The 20,323-nt window shown below is 67.8% G+C and carries 19 protein-coding genes; 5 read left to right on the forward strand and 14 right to left on the reverse strand.

Annotation, left to right across the window (positions count from 1 at the left end):
• Window positions 1-267: 267 nt before the first annotated feature.
• Window positions 268-1,257: an alpha/beta fold hydrolase gene (locus JI745_RS19850; protein WP_201811013.1), complete on the reverse strand. Its 990-nt coding sequence runs from the start codon at window positions 1,255-1,257 to the stop codon at window positions 268-270.
• Between the two features lie 233 nt (window positions 1,258-1,490).
• Between JI745_RS19850 and JI745_RS19855 the strand changes: the two genes are divergently transcribed.
• Together JI745_RS19855 and JI745_RS19860 are read left to right on the forward strand one after the other, a co-directional pair.
• Window positions 1,491-2,732 carry an acyl-CoA dehydrogenase family protein gene (locus JI745_RS19855; RefSeq protein WP_201811015.1) on the forward strand — a complete coding sequence of 414 codons (1,242 nt, stop codon included), beginning with the start codon at window positions 1,491-1,493 and terminating at the stop codon, window positions 2,730-2,732.
• 158 nt (window positions 2,733-2,890) lie between these two features.
• Window positions 2,891-4,309, forward strand: coding sequence for a HAMP domain-containing sensor histidine kinase (locus JI745_RS19860; protein ID WP_201811017.1), 1,419 nt, complete (start codon window positions 2,891-2,893; stop codon window positions 4,307-4,309).
• Window positions 4,310-4,334: 25 nt separating this feature from the next.
• Here JI745_RS19860 and JI745_RS19865 read toward each other — a convergent pair whose 3' ends face one another.
• Window positions 4,335-5,216 carry an SDR family NAD(P)-dependent oxidoreductase gene (locus JI745_RS19865; protein ID WP_201811020.1) on the reverse strand — a complete coding sequence of 294 codons (882 nt, stop codon included), beginning with the start codon at window positions 5,214-5,216 and terminating at the stop codon, window positions 4,335-4,337.
• A gap of 168 nt (window positions 5,217-5,384) precedes the next feature.
• On the opposite strand from JI745_RS19865, the gene JI745_RS19870 reads away from it, so the two are divergent.
• Genes JI745_RS19870 through JI745_RS19880 form a run of 3 tightly spaced genes read left to right on the forward strand, consistent with a single transcriptional unit; the run spans window position 5,385 to window position 8,515 of the window.
• Window positions 5,385-6,149 carry an SDR family oxidoreductase gene (locus JI745_RS19870; RefSeq protein WP_201811023.1) on the forward strand — a complete coding sequence of 255 codons (765 nt, stop codon included), beginning with the start codon at window positions 5,385-5,387 and terminating at the stop codon, window positions 6,147-6,149.
• A 13-nt stretch (window positions 6,150-6,162) separates the two neighbouring features.
• Window positions 6,163-7,368, forward strand: coding sequence for an acyl-CoA dehydrogenase family protein (locus tag JI745_RS19875; RefSeq protein WP_236675060.1), 1,206 nt, complete (start codon window positions 6,163-6,165; stop codon window positions 7,366-7,368).
• Between the two features lie 7 nt (window positions 7,369-7,375).
• Entirely contained in the window at window positions 7,376-8,515 is a 1,140-nt protein-coding gene (locus tag JI745_RS19880) for an acyl-CoA dehydrogenase family protein (protein ID WP_201811026.1), read from the forward strand.
• Between the two features lies 1 nt (window position 8,516).
• On the opposite strand, the gene JI745_RS19885 is transcribed toward JI745_RS19880, so the two are convergent.
• The 12 genes from JI745_RS19885 to JI745_RS19940 all read right to left on the reverse strand — a co-directional run bounded on the left by JI745_RS19885 (window position 8,517) and on the right by JI745_RS19940 (window position 20,310).
• On the reverse strand, window positions 8,517-9,410 hold the full coding sequence (locus JI745_RS19885; protein WP_201811029.1) for an alpha/beta fold hydrolase: 894 nt from the start codon (window positions 9,408-9,410) through the stop codon (window positions 8,517-8,519).
• 122 nt (window positions 9,411-9,532) lie between these two features.
• Complete coding sequence (locus JI745_RS19890; protein WP_201811031.1) at window positions 9,533-10,054, reverse strand: GNAT family N-acetyltransferase; 522 nt, start codon at window positions 10,052-10,054, stop codon at window positions 9,533-9,535.
• Window positions 10,055-10,062: 8 nt separating this feature from the next.
• Window positions 10,063-10,692, reverse strand: coding sequence for a TetR/AcrR family transcriptional regulator (locus JI745_RS19895; RefSeq protein WP_201811035.1), 630 nt, complete (start codon window positions 10,690-10,692; stop codon window positions 10,063-10,065).
• A gap of 34 nt (window positions 10,693-10,726) precedes the next feature.
• Complete coding sequence (locus JI745_RS19900) at window positions 10,727-11,866, reverse strand: acyltransferase (protein ID WP_201811039.1); 1,140 nt, start codon at window positions 11,864-11,866, stop codon at window positions 10,727-10,729.
• Window positions 11,866-12,609, reverse strand: coding sequence for an enoyl-CoA hydratase/isomerase family protein (locus tag JI745_RS19905; protein ID WP_201811041.1), 744 nt, complete (start codon window positions 12,607-12,609; stop codon window positions 11,866-11,868). Before JI745_RS19905 ends, JI745_RS19900 begins: the two co-directional genes overlap by 1 nt.
• Before the next feature lie 48 nt (window positions 12,610-12,657).
• The gene (locus JI745_RS19910; protein ID WP_201811044.1) at window positions 12,658-13,458 is read right to left on the reverse strand and encodes an enoyl-CoA hydratase; all 801 of its coding nucleotides are present in this window, start codon (window positions 13,456-13,458) and stop codon (window positions 12,658-12,660) included.
• Window positions 13,455-14,648, reverse strand: a complete 1,194-nt coding sequence (locus tag JI745_RS19915; RefSeq protein ID WP_201811046.1) for a CaiB/BaiF CoA-transferase family protein — start codon at window positions 14,646-14,648, stop codon at window positions 13,455-13,457. The genes JI745_RS19910 and JI745_RS19915 overlap by 4 nt, the downstream gene beginning before the upstream one ends.
• Before the next feature lie 9 nt (window positions 14,649-14,657).
• Complete coding sequence (locus JI745_RS19920) at window positions 14,658-16,205, reverse strand: carboxylesterase/lipase family protein (protein ID WP_201811048.1); 1,548 nt, start codon at window positions 16,203-16,205, stop codon at window positions 14,658-14,660.
• Between the two features lie 116 nt (window positions 16,206-16,321).
• On the reverse strand, window positions 16,322-16,909 hold the full coding sequence (locus JI745_RS19925) for a hypothetical protein (protein ID WP_201811051.1): 588 nt from the start codon (window positions 16,907-16,909) through the stop codon (window positions 16,322-16,324).
• A 160-nt stretch (window positions 16,910-17,069) separates the two neighbouring features.
• On the reverse strand, window positions 17,070-17,684 hold the full coding sequence (locus JI745_RS19930) for a pyridoxamine 5'-phosphate oxidase family protein (RefSeq protein ID WP_310738708.1): 615 nt from the start codon (window positions 17,682-17,684) through the stop codon (window positions 17,070-17,072).
• On the reverse strand, window positions 17,681-19,237 hold the full coding sequence (locus JI745_RS19935) for a class I adenylate-forming enzyme family protein (protein ID WP_201811054.1): 1,557 nt from the start codon (window positions 19,235-19,237) through the stop codon (window positions 17,681-17,683). Before JI745_RS19935 ends, JI745_RS19930 begins: the two co-directional genes overlap by 4 nt.
• 29 nt (window positions 19,238-19,266) lie before the next feature.
• Window positions 19,267-20,310 carry a cyclase family protein gene (locus tag JI745_RS19940; protein WP_201811058.1) on the reverse strand — a complete coding sequence of 348 codons (1,044 nt, stop codon included), beginning with the start codon at window positions 20,308-20,310 and terminating at the stop codon, window positions 19,267-19,269.
• Between the last annotated feature and the right edge of the window lie 13 nt (window positions 20,311-20,323).

The raw sequence follows: 20,323 nt of genomic DNA on the forward strand, positions 1-20,323 counted from the left end.
GGCGTTCCGCCACCATACCCATTCTTCTGCCTGTCGGAATTCAGTTTGCATGCGCCGGACCCTGGGTTCTTGCAGCGAGCTGCTGCCAAGTCGGGCGAATCATCCACTGAAGAACATTCGAAGTCTCGCAGGGCAAACACTTAGCTGCCCTCGGTGTCCGGGCTAACGTGGACGCATACCCGACATTCGAAATCCGGGAAAACACGAAGAGGCGAGGTGGAACTCGCGCTTCGTTGTTCGACTCTGGCGCGTGTTGGCGGGCGCGTGTTATTCCGCTGTGCGGGCGGGCCAGCCGGCGAACAACCCGCGCAGCGCGGTCACGAACGCGAGCGGCTGGTCGACCATCAGGTGGTGGCGTGCGGCGGGGATCTCGATGCGCGGCGTGCCGGGCGGCGCGAGGCTCGCGGTGTAGGCGAGGATGTCGGCGTCGAACAGCAGCGACTGCGCACCCCACACCACGGCGACCGGGCACTGCAGCGCGTGGAAGTCGGGCAGCGGGTTCTCCATGCGCATGTCGCGCCACTGGAAGGGGTCGAAGCGCCAGGTCCAGCCCTCTCTTGTGTCGTCGCCGTGGCCAGACTCGAGCGGCGCGCGCTTCAGGGAAGTGCGTGCGATGTGGTCGGCGATGTACAGGTTCTTGCAGACCTGCGGCGGCGCGAAGCGAAAGCGAGCAAGTGCGGCGGGCAGCGCCTCGTAGACACGGTTGGGCCGCGGCTCCACGCTGCCCGGGCCGCCGCCGCGCCGTGCCTTGCGCATTTCGGGCGACATCACGGGGCAGTCGACCAGCACCAGCCCACCCACCTTCGTGCCCGCGCGTGCGCTGTAGCGCAGCGCCGGAAAGCCGCCGAACGAATGCGCGACGACGATGGGCTTCACCTTGCTCTCGAAGACACCGGTGGCGTCGGCCACCGCGGCCACTTCTTCGGACAGCAGTTCGATCGAATAGCTGTCGCGCCAGTCGGAGCCGCCCATGCCCGACCACGACATCGCGACCACGCGGAAGTCGTCTGCGAAGAACGGGGCGATGAAGCTGTACCAGTCGGCGTGCGCGCGGTTGCCATGCAGCAGCACGAGGCCGGGCTTGCCGATCTCGCCCCAGGTGAGGGTCTCGATGCGTGCGCCTTTCACGTGGACGAAGCTGCGTGCGGGCTCGCGTTTCAGGGCCTTGTCGAACCAGCTCGGCGCCTCGGGTTTTTCCCCTTTGAACGGTGCCAGCGGTGACTGAATGTTGAGTTCCTTGGAGCTTTCGGCGGTCATCGGGGTGCGTGGCGGCTGCGGTGAAATCTGGAAAGACAAGTATGTGTTGATTCAGTCCCGCCCCTGTCGCAGACGAGACTTGGGCCTGCAGAATCCTCGTCTATAAACACGCCCATGGGCTGGCGTTCTCCGTGGCGGTACAGATCGGCTTTCGAAAAACCAGTCTGCCAGAGAATCTCGATGCATGCCACGGGGCGGCTCCCAGTCACTCACACACCTTTGGAGAAGAGCAGATGAATTTCTCGATGTCGGAACGCCAGGTCTACTGGCGTGATCGCGTGGTCGCGTTCATGCACCAGTACGTGTACCCCGCGGTGCCCACGTACTACGAGCAGATGAAGGGCTTCGGCACCAACCGCTGGCAGGTTGTGCCGGTGGTCGAGGAGCTCAAGGCCATCGCCAAGAAGGAAGGCCTGTGGAACCTCTTCCTGCCCAAGGATTCGCTGCCCGAAGACAGCCCCTACCGCGGCGCCGGCCTCACCAACCTCGAGTACGCGATGTGCGCGGAAGAGATGGGCAAGGTGGGCTTCGCCTCCGAGGTCTTCAACTGCTCGGCACCCGACACCGGCAACATGGAAGTGCTGGCGCGTTATGCGAACGACGCACAGAAGAAGCAGTGGATGGAGCCCCTGCTCGACGGCAAGATCCGCTCGGCCTTCCTCATGACCGAGCCCGCGGTCGCATCCTCCGACGCCACCAACATCTCGCTCGAGATCAAGCGTGACGGCGACCACTACGTGCTCAACGGCCGCAAGTGGTGGTCGTCCGGCGTGGGCGACCCGCGCTGCAAGATCGCCATCGTGATGGGCAAGAGCAACCCCGATGCGCCCTCGCATGCGCAGCAGTCGCAGATCCTCGTGCCGCTCGACACCCCGGGCATCACCGTGCTGCGCATGCTGCCGGTGTTCGGCTTCGACGACGCGCCGCACGGCCACGCCGAGGTGGTGTTCAAGGACGTGCGAGTGCCGCTGGAAAACCTGCTGCTAGGCGAAGGCCGCGGCTTCGAGATCGCGCAAGGCCGCCTGGGCCCGGGTCGCATCCACCACTGCATGCGCACCATCGGCAGCGCCGAGGTGGCGCTCGAGAAGATGGTCAAGCGCCTGCAGTCGCGCGTGGCCTTCGGCAAGCGCATCATCGACCACTCGCTGTGGGAAGAGCGCATCGCCACCGCCCGCATCGACATCGAGATGACCCGCCTCCTGTGCCTGAAGGCGGCCGACATGATGGACAAGGTCGGCAACAAGGTCGCCCGCCTCGAGATCGCGATGATCAAGGTGGCTGCCCCTCGCATGGCGCTCAAGATCATCGACGACGCGATCCAGGCGCACGGCGCCGGTGGTGTGTCGGAAGACTTCGGCCTTGCGAAGCAGTACGCCAGCATGCGCACCATGCGACTGGCCGACGGCCCGGACGAAGTCCACAACCGCGCCATCGCCCGCTGGGAGATGGGCAAGTACCGCGCACCCAAGGCATGAGCCACGATTGGCGGCCACCCGGGGGTGCCGCACCCCTGGGTCCTGGTGTTGTGCACGAGGGTGCAAAGGAGAAAATCCTTTGTGCCCTTTTTCTTTGTGTTCCTTTCCTTTACGTCGTGCGCCGGGCGGCCGACATTGAACCAACTCGACGGCGTGGCATGACTGCCCTGAAAGCACCCGGGAAGCAAGTCGCCTTCTCCCCGGCCCCGAACACTGGCGGACTGACCGACGAGGTCGAATGGCTGGACCGAGGCTTCTGGATCCTGCCTCGCCTCACCGCGCTCTACCTGGCCCTCGCCTTCCTGCTCGTGCCGTGGTACTGGCCCAGCCTGCCCACCGCCGAGCGCATCGCGTGGGTCGTGGGGCTCGCGGTCTTCATCGGCGCGCGGCTGGCCATCATCCGCGCGCTGAAGGCCTGGCGCGCCCGGCCCGACCGCCAGGCCCGCGACTCGCAGCCGCTGTGGTTCCTGCTTGCCACCGTGACGGGGCTCTACTGGGGCTTCAACGGCTGGCTGCTCTATGGCCACGGCAGTGCCATCGAGACGCTGCTGCTCGGCTTCGTGCTCTACGGGCTGTGCATGCTCAATGCCTTCCACACCGTGGCGGCCTTCCGTGCGTTCGAGGTGAACTGCCTGCTGCTGATCGGGCCGTTGCTGGTGCGCATTGCCCTGCCGGGCCGGTTGAGCGACCTGATGGCCGCGCTCTTCGTGCTCGGCGTGGTCGGCGGCACCACCTTCATCGCACGCCATCACCTGCTGCAATTGCGCCGATTCGGCGGCGTCGTGATGACTCAGCTGCGGCGCGAGAAGGAGCTGGCCGAGGAGGCCCGGCACGTGGCCGATGCGGCGCGCCACGAGGCGGAGGTGGCCAACCGCGCCAAGACGCAGTTCTTCGCCGCGGCCAGCCATGACCTGCGCCAGCCGCTGCATGCGATGGGCTTGCTTTCTGAAGCGCTCAGCCAGCGCAGCCAGGACCGCGCGCTCGCGCCGCTCGTCGCCAGCCTGCACAGCTCGGTCGGTGCACTCGAAGACCTGTTCTCCGAGTTGCTCGACGTCACCAAGATCGACGGCGGCGCGGTGACCGTGTCGCCGGAGGACTTCGAGGTGCGCGAGGTGTTCCGCAAGCTGCGTCTGCACTTCGAGCCCGTGGCCTTCGACAAGGGCCTGTCCCTGCGCTTCCGCGGTGCGGCCTGCCGGGTGCATGCCGACCCCGTGCTCGTGGAGCGCATCCTGCGCAACCTGGTCGCCAACGCCATTCGCTACACGCCCGATGGCGGCGTGCTGGTGGGCTGCCGCCGGCGCGGCGGGCGTGTGCAGCTGCAGGTGTGGGACACCGGTGTGGGCATTCCCGAGCACGAGCGCGAGCGTGTCTTCGAAGAGTTCTACCAGGTGCCCGATGTGCAGCAGGCGCCAGGCCCTCAGGACCGCAAGGGCCTGGGGCTGGGTCTTTCGATCGCGCAACGCCTGTCTGCGCTGATGGGCGCATCACTCACGCTGCGCTCGCAGCCGGGCCGCGGCTCGGTGTTCACGCTGGAGCTGCCCGCGGCGGCGCCGCTGTCCGCGTCGCTCGCCGCCTGACGCCGGGTCTCCCGGCGCGCCTTGTTTACTTCTGCGCCGCGGCCATTGCCTGGCCGACTTCGTTGCGCCCCTGCTCGCTGCCGCTTTGCGGCACCACTTCCTCGTCGCGGTCGGAGATGGCCTCGAACTGCGCGGCCACCTGGTCGTCGGCGTCATCCACCATGCCGATGTGCACGCCCTTGGTCATGGTGACGTAGGCGCGCTCGAAAGTGCCGGCGCCGGCGTTGAGGATCACGCGGCTCGGCGCGTCTTCGCTCACGAGGTAGAGCAGGCCCGGCGTCACCGCGGCGGGCTTGAGCGCGTCCAGCACCACCTGCGGCATCAGGCCTTCGGTCATCTGCGTGGCCGCGGTGGGGGCGAGGCAGTTGACCTTGATGTTGTCCTTCGCGCCTTCGATCGAGAGCGTCTGCATCAGGCCGACGAGTGCCATCTTCGCGGCGCCATAGTTCGACTGCCCGAAGTTGCCGTACAGGCCCGACGACGAGGTGGTGTTGACGATGCGGCCGTACTTCTGCGCGCGCATGATGTCCCACACCGCCTTCGTGCAGTACACCGCGCCCATCAGGTGCACGTCGACCACGAGCTTGAAGTCGGCCATCTCCATCTTGGAGAAGCTCTTGTCGCGCAGGATGCCGGCGTTGTTGACGAGGATGTCGACGCGGCCCCAGGTGTCCATCGTGGTCTTGACCATCGCCTGCACCGCATCGAAGTCGGTCACCGAGCACGACACCGCGAGGGCCTGGCCACCGGCGGCCTTGATCTCGTCGGCCACGGCTTGCGCGCCAGGGCCGAGGTCGTTCACCACCACCTTGGCGCCACGCTGGGCGAGCCCGAGTGCGTGCTCGCGGCCCAGGCCGCCCCCTGCACCTGTCACGATCGCGACACGGCCGTCAAAGCTAATGCTCATAGTCCTCTTTCAAACAATCTGGTATGTTTTCCGAGGCTCAGAAAAAGCCCTGTTCTCACAGGGAAGATCATCACTCGGAGGCAACGGGTTAGAAAAATGGGTTGGTCGTTCTGGCCGGCCTTGTACCCGGTTCGAAACCGCCTCCATTTAACCAGCAAGGAAGCTCTCATGTCGTTGTTCGATCTCACAGGCAAGGTCGCCGTCATCACCGGTTCGTCGCGCGGCATCGGCAAGGCGATCGCCGAGCGCATGGCCGAGCAGGGCGCCAAGGTCGTGATCTCGTCGCGCAAGCCCGAGCCCTGCGCCGAGGTGGCCGCCGCCATCAACAAGGCCCATGGTGCGGGCCGCGCGATCTCGATCCCGGCCAACATCTCGTCAAAGGCCGACCTGCAGCACCTCGTCGAGGAAACGAACAAGCAGTTCGGCAAGATCGACATCGTGGTGTGCAACGCCGCGTCGAACCCGTACTACGGCCCGCTCGCCGGCATCGAGGACGACCAGTTCCGCAAGATCCTCGAGAACAACGTGATCGCCAACCACTGGCTGATCAACTTTGCCGCGCCGCAGATGATCGAACGGAAAGACGGTGCGATCATCATCGTGTCATCGATCGGCGGCCTGCGCGGCTCGCCGGTGATCGGCGCGTACAACATCTCCAAGGCAGCGGACTTCCAGCTCGCGCGCAACCTCGCCGTGGAGTACGGCCCGAGCAACGTGCGCGTGAACTGCATCGCCCCCGGCCTCATCAAGACCGACTTCGCGAAAGCGCTGTGGGACAACCCCGAGACCCTCAAGCGCTCGACCGCCAATGCCCCGCTGCGCCGCATCGGCGAGCCTGACGAGATCGCCGGCGCCGCGGTGTTCCTCGCCTCCAAGGCAGGCTCGTTCATGACGGGCCAGGCGCTCGTCATCGACGGCGGCGTGACCATCTGATCGGAGCCGGTTCATGAGCACTGCGATGGCAGAGAAGCCCGAGCTCAAGACCTTCCGCGAGGCCACGCGCGCGTGGCTGGAGCAGAACTGTCCCCCGGAGATGCGCAAGCCCGTCACCAGCGAAGACGACGTCTGCTGGGGCGGTCGCCAGTGGAAGTTCTCGTCCGACGCCCAGAAGGTGTGGCTCGAGCGCATGGCCGCCAAGGGCTGGACGGTGCCGACCTGGCCGAAGGAATACGGCGGTGGCGGGCTCAGTGGCGACGAGGCCAAGATCCTCGCGCAGGAGATGCGCGCGCTCAACTGCCGCGCGCCGGTGCAGAGCTTCGGCATCTGGATGCTCGGGCCCGCGCTCCTGAAGTTCGGCACGCACGAGCAGAAGCTCGAGTTCCTGCCGCCCATCGCGCGTGGCGAGATCCGCTGGTGCCAGGGTTACTCGGAGCCCAATGCCGGCTCCGACCTCGCGTCGCTGCAGACGCGGGCCGAAGACAAGGGCGACCATTTCATCGTCAACGGCCAGAAGATCTGGACCTCCTACGCCGACAAGGCCGACTGGATCTTCTGCCTGGTGCGCACCGACCCGCAGGCGAAGAAGCACACCGGCATCAGCTTCGTGCTGTTCGACATGGAGACGCCCGGTGTCACCACCAAGCCCATCCTGCTGATCTCGGGCAAGTCGCCCTTCTGCGAGACCTTCTTCGACAACGTGCGCGTCGAGAAGAAGAACCTCGTGGGCACGCTCAACGCCGGTTGGGATGTCGCCAAGTACCTGCTGACGCACGAGCGCGAAATGATCGGTGGCATCGGCGACCGCGGCGCGGCCAAGCCGCTCGGCGTCTTCGCGCTCGAGCAGGTGGGCGCCGATGCGCAAGGCAAGGTCGCCGACCCGGTGCTGCGCGCGCAGATCGCGCAGTTCGAGGTCGACGAGGCCGCGTTCCGCCTGACCATGGAGCGCGCAATGGACATGGCCCGCGCCGGCCAGGGCAACCCGGCCTTCAGCTCGGTGCTCAAGTACTACGGCGCCGAGCTCAACAAGCGGCGCCATGAACTGATGATGCAGGCGGGTGGCAGCGATGCACTCGACTGGGAAAGCCCGCGCTCGCGCGAAGGTGCGCTGGCGCGTGCGTGGCTGCGCACGAAAGGCAACTCCATCGAAGGTGGCACGAGCGAGGTCCAGCTCAACGTCATCGCCAAACGCATCCTGAACCTTCCCGGAGCCTGAACACCTCATGGCACTCGTCCTCACTGAAGAGCAGGGGATGCTGCGCGACAGCGCAAAGTCCTTCCTCGCCGACAACGCCCCCGTCTCCGAGCTGCGCAAGCTGCGCGACACCCGCAACGCCGACGGCTTCAGCCGCAGCCTGTGGAAGCAGTTCGCGGAGATGGGCTTCACCGGTGTGCTGATCCCCGAGGCCTATGGCGGCATGGGCCTCGGCCTGGTCGAAGCCGGCGTGGTGATGGAAGAGATCGGCCGCAACCTCACCGCCTCGCCCTTCCTCGCCTCCAACGTCGTTGCGGCCACCGCGCTCCTCGCCGCCGGCACGGAGGCGCAGAAGCAGGCCATCCTCCCGAAGATCGCGTCCGGCGAACTCATTGCCACGCTCGCGGTCGACGAGCACAGCAAGCACAACCCGCGCAACACCGCGCTCAAGGCAGAGAAGTCAGCCAGCGGCTACACGCTCGACGGCCACAAGACCTTCGTGCTCGACGGCCACGTGGCCGATCTCTTCATCGTCGCCGCCCGCACCAGCGGCGCGAAGGGTGAGCTCGCGGGCGTGACGCTCTTCCTCGTCGATGCCAAGACGAAGGGCGTGAGCGTGGAGCGTGTGGTGATGGTCGATGCGCACAACGCCGCGCGTGTCACCTTGAACAATATCCCGGTGCCCGAGAGCGCCGTGCTCGGCAAGGTGGGCGAAGGCCTGCTGCCGCTCAACGCTGCGCTGAGTGCCGGCCGTGTGGCGGCCTCGGCCGAGATGCTCGGCATCGCGGACGAGGTGTTCGCCCGCACCGTCAACTACCTCAAGGAACGCCAGCAGTTCACCAAGATCATCGGCGAGTTCCAGGCGCTGCAGCACCGTGCGGCGCACCTCTACTGCGAGATCGAGTTCACCCGCTCGGCGGTGCTGAAGGCGCTGCAGGCGCTTGACGAAGGCACGCCCACTGCAATCGGCCTTGCCTCGGTCGCCAAGGCCAAGGCCGGCACGACGGTCACGCTCGCGGTGCAGGAGGGTGTGCAGATGCACGGCGGCATCGGCATGACCGACGAGTTCGAGATGGGCTTCTTCATGAAGCGCGCGCGGGTGCTGCAGGAGCTGTTCGGCGACGCGACCTACCACGCCGACCTGCTGGCCCAGTTGAAGAAGTACTGAGTCAGCCTGAGACCACCTTCAGCGGGGCCTGCGCCGGCACGCTGGCGAGGAAGCGATCCAGCAGGCGGTTGACGGTGTCGGGGTCGTCGAGGTGCGGCCAATGGCTGGTGCCGGTGAGCCGCTGGCGCGGCACCTGCGGCACGAGCAGGTGCAGGGCACTCGACGTCTCGCCATGCACCGTGTCGATGAGCAGCGCCGGGCCGCGGTAGCTCGTGAGCGCGGGCGATGGGTCGTACGCGAAGCCGGCCGCGATCAGGGCCTTGGAGTCCTTGCGTGAGAGCCGGCGCATGTCGGCATTGAGCCTCGCCTGGACCTGCGGTCGCGCGCCCTGGGTCATCGACGGCCAGTAGTCGGCCATCACCCGCGTGTAGTCGCGCTCCAGCGCGCGCAGCACCTCCTGCGAGATCTCGGCCGGCGTGGGGCCGGGTGTCGCCACGAGCACGAGGCCGGCCAGGCGCTCCGGGTGCTGGGCGGCATAGGCCGCAGCCGCCGTGCCGCCCAGGCTGTGGCCGACGAGCACGAAGCGCTGCAGCCCGAGCGCATCGGCCGCCGCGGCGATGTCGTGCGCGAGCGAGGGCACGGCGTAGTCGCGGTCCGCCGGCGCGGCCGAGCCGCCGTGCCCACGCAGGTTGAGCGCGATGGCGCGCCGATGCCGCCGCAGGTGCGCGAGCTGGGCCGCCCAGTGCGCGCTGGTGCCGGCATACGAATGCACGAAGAGCACCGGCACGCCGCCCTGGCCGCCATCGTCGACGACGAGCTTGCCGGCGGGGCCGGCCACGGTGCGGCGCCCGCGCTGCCGGAGGACGTGCCGCGCCACGCCGGCGGCGGTGAGCGCCAGCGCGCCGGCGAGGGCGGCCCACGCGGGGCGGGAGAGTCTCAGTGCTGCTTGTGCCATGGGGTGACCTCGTGCGATGCCAGCGAGAGTCCACACAGTAGGCGCTGCCGCGGCCGCAGGCTGTAGGACAGGCGCGGCTTTTCAGGTCGGGGGCCGCCACAGGGCCGCCGCGCGGCGCTCGGTCAGCCGTCGACCGGCTGCGCTGGCGTCTCGAGGATGCGCTGGTAGAAGGCCAGGTCGAGCCAGCGGCCGAACTTGAAGCCGGCCTGGCGGATGGTGCCGGCGTGCTCGAAGCCCATCGCGCGGTGCAGCGCGATGCTCGCGTCGTTGGCCGCGTCGATGCCGCCGATCAGCGTGTGCACCTGGCGCTCGCGCGCGGCGTCGACGATGGCCTGCAGCAGGGTGCGGCCGAGGCCCCGACCGCGGTGATCGCGGTGGATGTAGATCGAATGCTCCACGCTGTACTTGTAGGCCGGCCACGCGCGGAAGGTGCCGTAGCTCGCAAAGCCCAGCAGCGTGCCGGCCTCGTCTTTCACGCCGATGACCGGGAAGCCATTGGCGCGCTTGGTGGCGAACCAGGCCACCATCGACTCGGGCGCGCGCGGCTTGTAGTCGTAGAGCGCGGTCGAGCTCACGATGGCGTCGTTGAAGATCTCGAGGATGGCGGCGGCGTGGCGGTCTTCGGTGCAGTCGATGAGCTTCATGGGGGGTCTCAGTCTTTTCGCGGCGCGGCCAGGCCCGCGAGCAGCATGTCGAGGTACTGCTCGACCACCTGCACCGCGGTGAGCGGCCCCCCGGGCTTGTGCCAGCGCGGCAGCTGGTTCAGGCCCGACAGCAGCAGCCGGGTGGCGAGTGCGGGGTCGACGTCGCGAAAGCTGCCATCGGCGACCGCATCGCTCACGCACTGGCGCAACAGGCGCTCGAAGCGGTCTCGCTCGGGCACGATGGCCTTGCGCTGTTCGGGGTCGAAGTTGGACCAGAAGGTGTTGGACGTGCTGATCCAGCCCGGGCGGTCGTGGTCGATCTGCTCGGCGCTGCAGATGAGAAAGGCGCGGATCTTCTCGACCGGCGTGGCCGCCGACGCCACCGCTTCGGTGGCCATCTGCACCAGGGCGGCCATGCGCCCGGCCACCACGCGCTGGAACAGCGCTTCCTTCTCGGGGAACCAGTAGTACAGCGCGGCCTTGGTGACGCCGGCTTGCTCGGCGATGTCGCGCAGCGAGGTGCCTTCGTAGCCCTTCTGCGCGAAGAGGTGGGCCGCGATGGTGATGAGTTGCTCCTCGCGCAAGGCGCCTTCGGCAGGGCCGGGCACGGCGGCAGCGGCGGTCTTCTTGGCTGGCATGGTGTGGCGACGGGCCCGGAGTGGGGTGCCGGAATTACAGCACGCGCCGCACCCCGGGCAGGCGCAACAGCGCCCCGGCGATCAGGTAGCAGGCGATGCAGCTGAGGCTGCCGACGACGGCGAACTTGACCAGCGCCGGGGCCGGCACCATGCGCGTGGCCAGCGCGATCGCCACCACCGGCAAGGGGTGGATGACGTACATCGCATACGCACGCCGCGACAGCTTCTGCCACAGCGGTGACGACGCCACCGGCCGCTGCGCACGCGCCAGCAGCAGGAGGATCACGCCCCAGGCGACGAACGGCTCCCAGAAGGCATACATCAGCGCCGGCACGTTCCAGCCGCCCATCGGGTTGCCCTGGAACAGCGGCGAGGCATCCTTCAGCAGCGCGAGTGGTGCGAGCAGCGGCAGCGTGATCCACGCGATGCGGCGCCAGCGGCGCACCTGCGCCTCGGGCGCCGGCTGCGAGAGCTGCTGCAGCCAGCCGCGCTGTGCCGCCAGGCCGCCCGCGATGTAGAGGATCACGTAGCTGGCGAAGTAGCCGAGCTGCAGGCCCCAGAACTCGCGGCCCACCGGCCACACCAGCCGCAACGCAAAGGCCACGGCGCCGCACACGAGCGCGGCGGCGAGCAGCTGCCCGTTCGACGGAAACGGGCGCGAGCCCTCGCGGGGCCAGCCAAGCAGCCGGTGCACGAGCAGGCTCACCAGCGCCATCACCAGCAGCGCCTTCGCAAACCACAGCGGCCCCTGCTCGAATACAGCGCGCCGCCACAGCGAGAGCAGCACGTCGGTGAGTGGCAGTTCGCGCTGCACCGACTGCACCAGCGCGATGGTCATCGGCCCGAGCAGCCAGCCGAAGACCAGCAGCGGAATGCCCAGTCGCACGAACTTGTCGCGCAGGAACTGCGCCGGGCGCTTCTCCTGCAAGGCACGCGGCGTGAAGTAGCCGGCGATGAGGAAGAAGAGGCCCATGAAATAGGCCTGGTTCACCGCGCAGAAGAAGGTGAGCAGGATCGACGAGGGTGTGTCGCCTTGCCCTACCTCGCGGTAGAACCAGCCGCCCGCGCCGCCGTAGGTGATGGAGGTGTGGTGGAAGATGACCAGCAGCGTCAGCCCGGCTTTCAGCCGGTCCAGTCCCTCGTGGCGGGCGGTGGAGCTGCTGGCCGTCTGCATCAGCGGCCCTTGAACTGCGGCGTGCGCTTCTCGGCCCAGGCCGCGGCGCCTTCCTTCAGGTCGTCCGACTGCGCGGCGCGCGCGATGTCGCGCTGCAGGTCGGTGGCGTCGAGCGTGCCGCGGGCGATGCGCGTCAGGTGCTTCTTCATGCCGAGGAGCGCGAGCGGTGCCATGCTCGACAGCGTGTTCGTCAGCTGGTCGGCGGTGTGCGTGAGTTCATAGGCCGGCACCAGGTGCGTGAGGAAGCCGCAGGCGTGCATCTCGCGCGCGCCGATGCGCTCGGCGGTGAGGAAGAGGCGCTTGGCCATGTTGATGCCGAGCCGGCTCACGTAGCGCTCCATGCCGCGCTGGTAGAAGTGCAAGCCCAGGCGCGCAGCGGGCATGAACATGTCGACCGTGTCGCAGCCGATGCGGAAGTCGCAGGCCAGGGCCATGTCGGTGCCGCCGCCGTACACGCCGCCTTGCAGGATGGCGATGGTGACGGGCCGCGCGTCTTCCAGCGCGTCGACCATCTGGTCGAAGCTCACGTCGCGGGCACTGCCGATCTGGCCGATGTCGTAGCCGCTGCAGAAGTACTTGCCGTCGGCCTGCAGGCGCAGCACCAGCACTTCGTCGCGTGCGTTGATGGCGGCCACGTGCTCCGAGAGTGCGGCCAGGTCTTCGGGGGCGAGCCGGTTCGCCTGCTGCGGGCGGCGCAGCGTGATGGTGGCGACATGGTCGCGGATCGTGAGCTCGGGTGTCATGCCCCGATTCTGCGCGAAGGTGCGTGCCGGGCCGAGGGGCCCACGTCTCTAGCGGCCCTTGAACTCCGGCTTGCGCTTTTCCATGAAGGCCTGGCGGCCCTCGATGTAGTCCTCGCTGTTGAAGCACTGGTCGATCATCGCGGCCACGTGCGAGGCGTCGGTGCGCGAGTAGCGCTCGAAGGTGTTGACCGCCGCCTTGGCGGCGCGGATCGTGAGCGGCGCGTTGCGGGCGATGGTGCCGGCGTACTGGCGCACGTGCTCTTCGAGCGTGGCCTCGGGCAGCACGGCGTTGAGCAGGCCCATGCGCAGGGCTTCCTGGGCGTCGAAGAAGCGGGCGCTGAAGAGGATGTCGCGGGCGGAAGAGGGGCCCACGAGTCGTGCCAGGGCGGCGACGCCGCTGTAGTCGTAGCCGAGGCCCAGCTTCGCGGCGGGGATGCCGAAGGTCGAGCCTTCGGACGCGAAGCGCACGTCGGCGCTCAGCGAGACCGCGAGACCGCCACCGATGCAGAAGCCCTGGATCATCGCAATCAGCGGCTTGTCGAGTTTCGACAGCCACTGGCGGCCGGCCTCGGCCACCTCGCCGTACTGCTTGCGTTGCTCGGCGTTGGCGCGCTTCTCGCCGAACTCGGAGATGTCGGCGCCCGAGGCGAAGGCCTTGCCGCCGGCGCCTTTCATCACCACCACGCGCACGTCGTCGTCGTGCTGGAAGGCGGCCAGCGCATCGCCGAGTCCGGCCCACATTTCCAGCGAGATCGCGTTGCGGCGCTCGGGGTTGTTGAAGGTGAGCCAGCCGATGCCGCCTTCGACGGTGGCAATGAGCTTGTCGGTCTTGAGGGGGATGGCGCTCACGCGATGGCTCCTTGTTCTTTCATCTGGTCGATGGTGTCGGCGTCGAAGCCCAGCTCGGCCAGCAGCTCGCGCGAGTGCTCGCCGGCATCGGGCGCGGCATGGTGGAAGGCCTCTGGGTGCGGGAAGCCCGAGAGGTTGATCGGCGAGCGCACGAGCGTCACCTCGCCGAGCACCGGGTGCCGGGCCGGGCGTGTCATGCGCAGGTGCTGCGTCTGCGGGTCGTTGAAGGCCTGGCCGATGTCGTTGATCGGGCCGCAGGGCACGCCGACGGCGTTGAGTTTCTCGACGAGCTCATCGGTCGAGAAGCGGCGCGTCAAGGTGTTGACGTCGACGTTGAGCCGCTCGCGATGCTTGACGCGCGAGCGCACGTCCACGTAGTCGGCGTCGGTGAAAAGATCGTCGGCGCCGAGCGTCTTGCACAGGGCCGCCCACATCTTCTGCGTGCTCGCCGCCAGGTTGACGAGGCCGTCCTTCGACTCGAACACGCCCATCGGCACGGCCGTCGGGTGGAAGTTGCCCTGCTGGCGCGGCACCTCGCCGCTCATGGTGTAGCGCGCGCCCTGGAAGTCGAGCTTGTTGAGCATGGCCTCCAGCAGCGAGGTGTGCACCCATTGGCCCTCGCCCGTGTGCTCGCGGTGCAGGAGGGCCAGCAGGATGCCCTGGCCGAGGAACATGCCGGCCGAGGTGTCGCTCACCGCGATGCCGGCACGCATCGGCCCGCGGCCCGGCTCGCCGGTGATCGACATCAGGCCGGCGAGGCCCTGCACGATCTGGTCGACACCGGGGCGGTCGCGATACGGGCCGTCCTGGCCGAAGCCGGAGATGCTCGCGAGGATGATGCGCGGGTTGATGGCCTTCAGCTGCGCGTAGTCGAGGCCCAGGCGCGTCTTCACGTCGGCGCGGAAGTTCTCGACCACCACGTCGGCCTTCCTGACGAGCTCGTGCAGCAGCGCCACGCCTTTCGGGTGCTTGAGGTCGATGCACAGGCTGCGCTTGTTGCGGTGCAGGTTCTGCTCGTCGGCGTTGCGGCGCAGGGCGCCGGTGATGTTGCCGGTCGACTGCCGGGGGGGCGCTTCGATGCGGATCACGCGCGCGCCCCAGTCGGCGAGCAGGCGCACGGCCGTGGGCCCGGCGCGGGCGATGGTGAGGTCCAGCACGGTGTAGCGCGAGAGGGGCAGGGCGGTCGTCATGGCTCTTGTTCAGCGCGCGTAGAGCGAGCTGCCGGGGTGAAAGGCAGGCACCTGCGCGATGGCGATGCGCTCGGCGCCGCGCGGGTCGTTCACGACCTGCGTGTCGGCCGAGAAGACCATCGTGGCCCGTGTCTCGAGCGAGTAGGTGGGCCAGGCTGGCAGCTCGTCGTGTTGCGGGTTGCCGCTGCGGGCGAACTGGGCCCAGGCCTTCATCACCTGGCGCTCCAGCTTCGGAAGCTCCGGCCCGTCACCGGTGAAGGCGCGGGCAAGCGCGACGTTGCCGAACACGAAGGGGATCTCGGCGGTGTGCGGTGACATGAACTTGCCACCCAACACGGAGCTCTCCCACGCGAACTCGTAGGCGAAGACGGGCGCCGTGCCCTGCTTCACCTTCTGCTCGGCGCCGGTGATGTTGTTGAGGCGGTAGAGGTAGTCGCTCGCGATGTAGGCCAGCAGTTCGCTGCCCGGTGCGCCGGGGTGGTGCTGCTCATAGACGGCGATCACCGCATCGGCCTGCGCGGGGTCGACGCGCAGGAAACGCCGGATGCGCTGGCGCGCTTCGTCGCCGTCGACGGTGAAGTTCGTCGGGTCGGCGGCGAGGAAGAAGGTCGCTTCGGTGCGGGTGTGGCCAATCATCAGCGGCACGCTCGCTGACACCTCGGGTGCGGTGGGGTGGAATGGGTGGCGCTTCAGCGTGCGGCCGTCGATCACCGGGCGGAAGCTGTCCTGCCCGCCGCTCGCACCGACCACCGATTGCATGGCATGCAACAAGGTCTGTGCCGGCACGGCCTGCAATGCGTCGAAGTCACCTTCAGCCAGCTCCAGCTTCTGGAAGAGCTTGCGCGTGGCGGCCTCGCACTCCTCGCGCGGCTGCACGCGAAAGCCCGAAGACGAGCTCTGCACGATGGCGCGGTGGAAGAGGCCTTTCGCTTCGTCCATCGCCATCAGGATGGCGACCTTCGCACCGCCGCCCGACTGGCCGAAGATCGTCACGCAGCCCGGGTCGCCGCCGAAGCGCGCGATGTTGTCGCGCACCCATTGCAGCGCGGCCACGAGGTCGAGCATGCCGGCGTTGCCGGCGTCGGCGAAACGCGGGTGCGTGTTCGCGAGCGGCGTCAGGTAGCCGAAGAGGTTGAGCCGGTGGTTGACGGTGACGACCACCACGTCTTCCCCTTGCGTGAGCGCCCCGCCGTCGTACACGTGCGAGCTGCCCGAGCCGAGGGCGAACGCGCCGCCGTGGAGGTAGACCATCACCGGGCGCCGGGCGGTGTCGGCAGCCGGCGTGAAGACATTGAGCACGAGGCACTCTTCGCCGAGCGCGGCCTCGCTCGAGAGCCATTCAAAGATGCGCGTGCGTGGCGTGACGAGCTGGGGGCAGCTCGGGCCGTAGGCCGTGGCATCGCGGATGCCCTGCCATGGGATGGCAGGCTGCGGTGGCAGGAAGCGGTTGGCGCCGGCGGTGGAAGCCGCGTACGGGATGCCCTTGAAGGCGATGCTCCGTGCGGCGCTGCGGCCGCGCACAGGGCCCAGGGACGTGGTGACGATCGGTTCGGTCATGGCCTTATCAGATATATCTGTTAAGGCTATAGATATGAATGGAGACCGTCAATCGGCACGACCCTGGATCCCATGGGAACCAGGGTGACCGGGGCGTCTGCGCCCCGGCCCCCGTCTTACTTCGTGGGCGTGGCCGCCGTGTTCGCCGTTGGCGCGCCGGCCGGGGGGGACGTGGGGAGGCCCGGTGCCGCCGCAGGCGGGCACACGGCCGTCTGTTGTCCGTTCACCCACTGGAACGTGCAGCCGCGAGCCACTGCTTCGAAGTACTGCCTCGCGCGATCGGACTCCGACTTGGTCGGCACGTAGGCCGTCCACTCATCGGCTTCGTTCGTCTTGTAGCGCAAGGTGTTGGCTGCCGGGTCCATTTCGTAGAAGTTGAACGGGTCGCGGATGCCTGCGATGAAGATCGCTGGCGCGAAGAACAGCGCGCTCATCACGATCTTCCCGGGGTTCACCTTGAGCGGCAGGAGGCCGTACATCTTGTCGCCCTTGGGCGAGACGGCCATGAACTCGTATTGGCCGGTGGTCTTGGCGGCGAGGTCTTCGCTGCGAGGCAGTTCCTGCTTGTCGCTCGCACCGCGGATCGCGAGCGTGGTGCCGGGTGCGGCCGGCTTGAACTGCGCCGTGACGCAGCCTTGCAGCACGGCAGCGCCGATGATGAGCGTGGCGATCTTCAGCACGCGGGACATGAATTCGTAGGACATGGGTCAACCCTCCATTGACGTGTTGGATGGAGCTTGCAGCTCCGCTTTTGTTGGGGCGTGGCGATGCGGCTGCCGCACCTGCATGGGTGCGCGCGCATCGATGACGCGTGTGCTGCCCGCGCCGCGGCGGGCTTCTCCCCTCCTTCCCTTCTCGTCGAGCCTACAGATTCGCTCTGTAGCGCTCGATCATCTGTTCTTGTGTCTCGACCGGCCCTTCCATGCCGCTCTGGTCGCGGATCATCTCGCCGAGCGAGGGCAGGGTGGCGCGCGGGATCTGCGCGCTCGCTTCCCACAACTTCGAGCGCATGAAGGCCTTGGGGCAGTGCAGGTAGACCTCGTCGGTGCTGACCACGATCGCGAGCTTGGGCGGGCGCTTGTCGTCGGGCAGGGCCGCCAGGTGCGCCGGGTCGCGCGAGAGGTGGGCGGCGCCGTTGATGCGCAGCGTCTCGTCGACGCCGGGGATCATGAAGATCAGGCCGATCTTGCCGGTCTCGACGATGTTGCGCATGGAGTCGAGGCGGTTGTTGCCGGGCGAATCGGGGATCAGCAGGGTGCGGTCGTCCCACGGCTTGATGAAACCGGGCGCACCGCCGCGCGGCGACGCATCGGGCATGCCTTGCGCGCTGCTGGTGGCGACGACGACGAAGGGCGCGAGCTCGATGAAGCGGCGGGTGTGTTTCTCGAGCGACGTGAGCTGCTTGCGCATCGCCCGCTCGCTGGGCTCGCCATAGAGGCTGAGCAGCTCGTCGATCGAGCCGATGCGCTGGCCGCTCACGCGTGGCCCTTGACGTGCTGGTCGCGCAGCTCGCGCTTCAACACCTTGCCGATCGCGCTGCGCGGCAGTTCGTCGATGTAGTGCACCGCGGACACACGCTGGGTCTTGCCCACTTGGTGGGCGAACCAGTCCTGCAGCGCCTCTGCCGTGATGGGCTCGCCGGGCTTCTTGACGACATACGCGACGGGCGTCTCGCCCCAGGCTTCGGACGGCACGCCCACCACTGCGACGTCGGCCACCGCGGCGTGCTGGCGCATCACCGCTTCGAGGTCGCTCGGGTAGATGTTGAAGCCGCCGCTGATGATCATGTCCTTCTTGCGGTCCATCAGCGTGAGGAAGCCGTCTTCGTCGAAGCGGCCCACATCGCCGGTGCGGATGAAGCGTTCACCCTCGGGGCTGTACCACTCGGCGTCGCGTGTCTTGCCGGGCTGCTGGTGGTAGCCGCTCATCATCGAGACGCTCCTGCCCACCACTTCCCCCATCTCGCCTTGCGGCACCACCTTGCCGTGCTCGTCGATCAGGCGGATGTCGTGGCCCTCGGCGGGCTTGCCCACGGTGTGCAGCTTGTTCGGATAGGTGTGCGCTTCCAGGATGCAGGTGCCGCCGCCTTCGGTCATGCCGTAGAACTCGACCAGGCCACCTGGCCAGCGCTTGAGGATGTCGGCCTTGAGCGTGGCGCCGAAGGGCGCGCTGGTGCAGAACTTGAACTTGAAGCTCGACAGGTCGAAGGAGTCGAACTCCGGCACGGCCATGATGCGCGAGTACTGCACCGGCACGAGCATGGTGTGGGTCACGCGGTGCTTCTGTGCCAGTTCGAGGTAGCCCTTGGCATCGAACTTCGGCATCAGCACCACGGTGCCGCCCCAGGCGATGGTGGGGAAGAAGACGACGAGCGTGGTGTTGGAATACAGCGGCGTGGCGAGGATGGTGGTGCCGCCCGGGCCGTATTGGTAGGCATCGCCGCCGCGGCGCACGTGCGCCCAGCGCATCTTGTGCGGCTGGACGATGCCCTTGGGCGTGCCGGTGGTGCCGGAGGAATAGATGATGTTGAAGGCCCAGTCGGGGTCGGGCTTCACTTCCTTGAACGTCGTGCCGAAGGGCGCGACCCAGTCGACGAGCTGCTCGCCGACCGCCGAGCCGTCGAGTGACACGCGACGGATGCCGAGCGCTTCGGCCCCGTTCACCGCCTCGGCGGTGGCTTCTTCGGTGAAGAGGATCTTCGCCTCGGCATCGGTCAGCATGCCCTTCAACTGCTCGGGGGTCGACCCCGGGGCGAGCGGGGCCACCACCACGCCGGCGCGCAGCGCACCGAGGAAGATCGCCGCGTAATGCACCGACGAATACGCACAGATCGCGATCGCCTGCTGCGGCTTCACGCCGTCGCGTTTCAGCGCGGCGGCCACGCGGTCCATCATCGCGTCGAGCTGGGCGTAGGTGACGCTCGCGGTCTTGTCGACCACGGCAAGGTGTTGCGGGTCGCGCTTGGCGTGCGCGCGCACCTGGTCGGCGATGACGCCGAAGTCTTTTTCGAAGGGGGCAGCGATCGGGTCCATGTGGGAACGAGAGCGAGAGGATAGAAAGGTCAGACAGTGGCGACTGCGGTCACCGGCGAGCCGACGGCACCCGGCAGCCGCAGCGGCGGTGCCGTGAGCAGGAAACGCGATCGATTGTGGGCGCGCAGCCAGCTGGCGAGTTCTGTCAGGTACCACAGTTCGCCCAAGGGCACGCCCAGCTTGAAGAGGCAGTGCTCGTGCAGCGGCAGCGCGGCGCGCTCGGCGTCGCCTTCGGTATCGCGCGCGGGGTAGGCCTCGACGGCGTAGTTGTCGGCGATGAGCGCGGCCACGCCGCTGTCGGTCACCCATTGCAGGAGCTTCTCGTCGCGGCCATCGAGCGTGGCGCAGGCGTTGTTGAGCACCTTCATGTCGGGCTCCTTGTTCATCGAGAGGATGAGGTCGGCGAAGCCCGTGTAGAAGAGCAGCATGTCGCCTGGCTCGACCTGCACCTTGTCGGCGTCGAGGATGCGCATCAGGTGCTCGTAGCCCACCCGCTCGCGGGTGTTGCCGATGTGCGCATGCAGGTTCACGAGCACGCCGCGGCCCTGGATCGCTTTCACTGCGAAGTTCTCGACGCCGAGCTTCAGCGCATAGGAGTTGCCTTCGCCGCAGCCGCAGGCCGCGAGCTTCAGGTCGCCCGGGCCGAGCACGTCTTCATGCGCACGGAAGCCGTTGTAGTAGACCTTCTCCGGCTCGCCATCCCCATCGGCATCGAACCACGAGCCGACGTGGGCGAAGGTGTCCCACTGCGTGGAGTACTGCAGCGTGATGTTGACCTGGTCATCGCAGACGATGTCGGTGTTGCGCTTGTCGAAGCGCTTCAGCGGCATGTTCATGAACGGGTCGCCGCTCAGGTCGGTGGGGCGCAGGTCGGGCGGCTTGCGGCGCGGGTTGAGCTTGGCGCCACCGGGGTAGTCGAGCGGGAGCGAAAGGCAGAAAGAGCGACCTTCCTTCACCTCGGCGATGCCTTGCTTCACCTTCTCGGGCGTCAGCAGGTTCAGGCGGCCCAACTGGTCGTCGGGCCCGAAGTCGCCCCAGGTCGATCCTTCGGGGCGGCGTTTCCAGCGGGTCATGGTGTCTCCGTTG

The sequence above is a fragment of the Piscinibacter sp. HJYY11 genome, from assembly GCF_016735515.1.
Taxonomy (GTDB): Bacteria; Pseudomonadota; Gammaproteobacteria; order Burkholderiales; family Burkholderiaceae_C; genus Rhizobacter.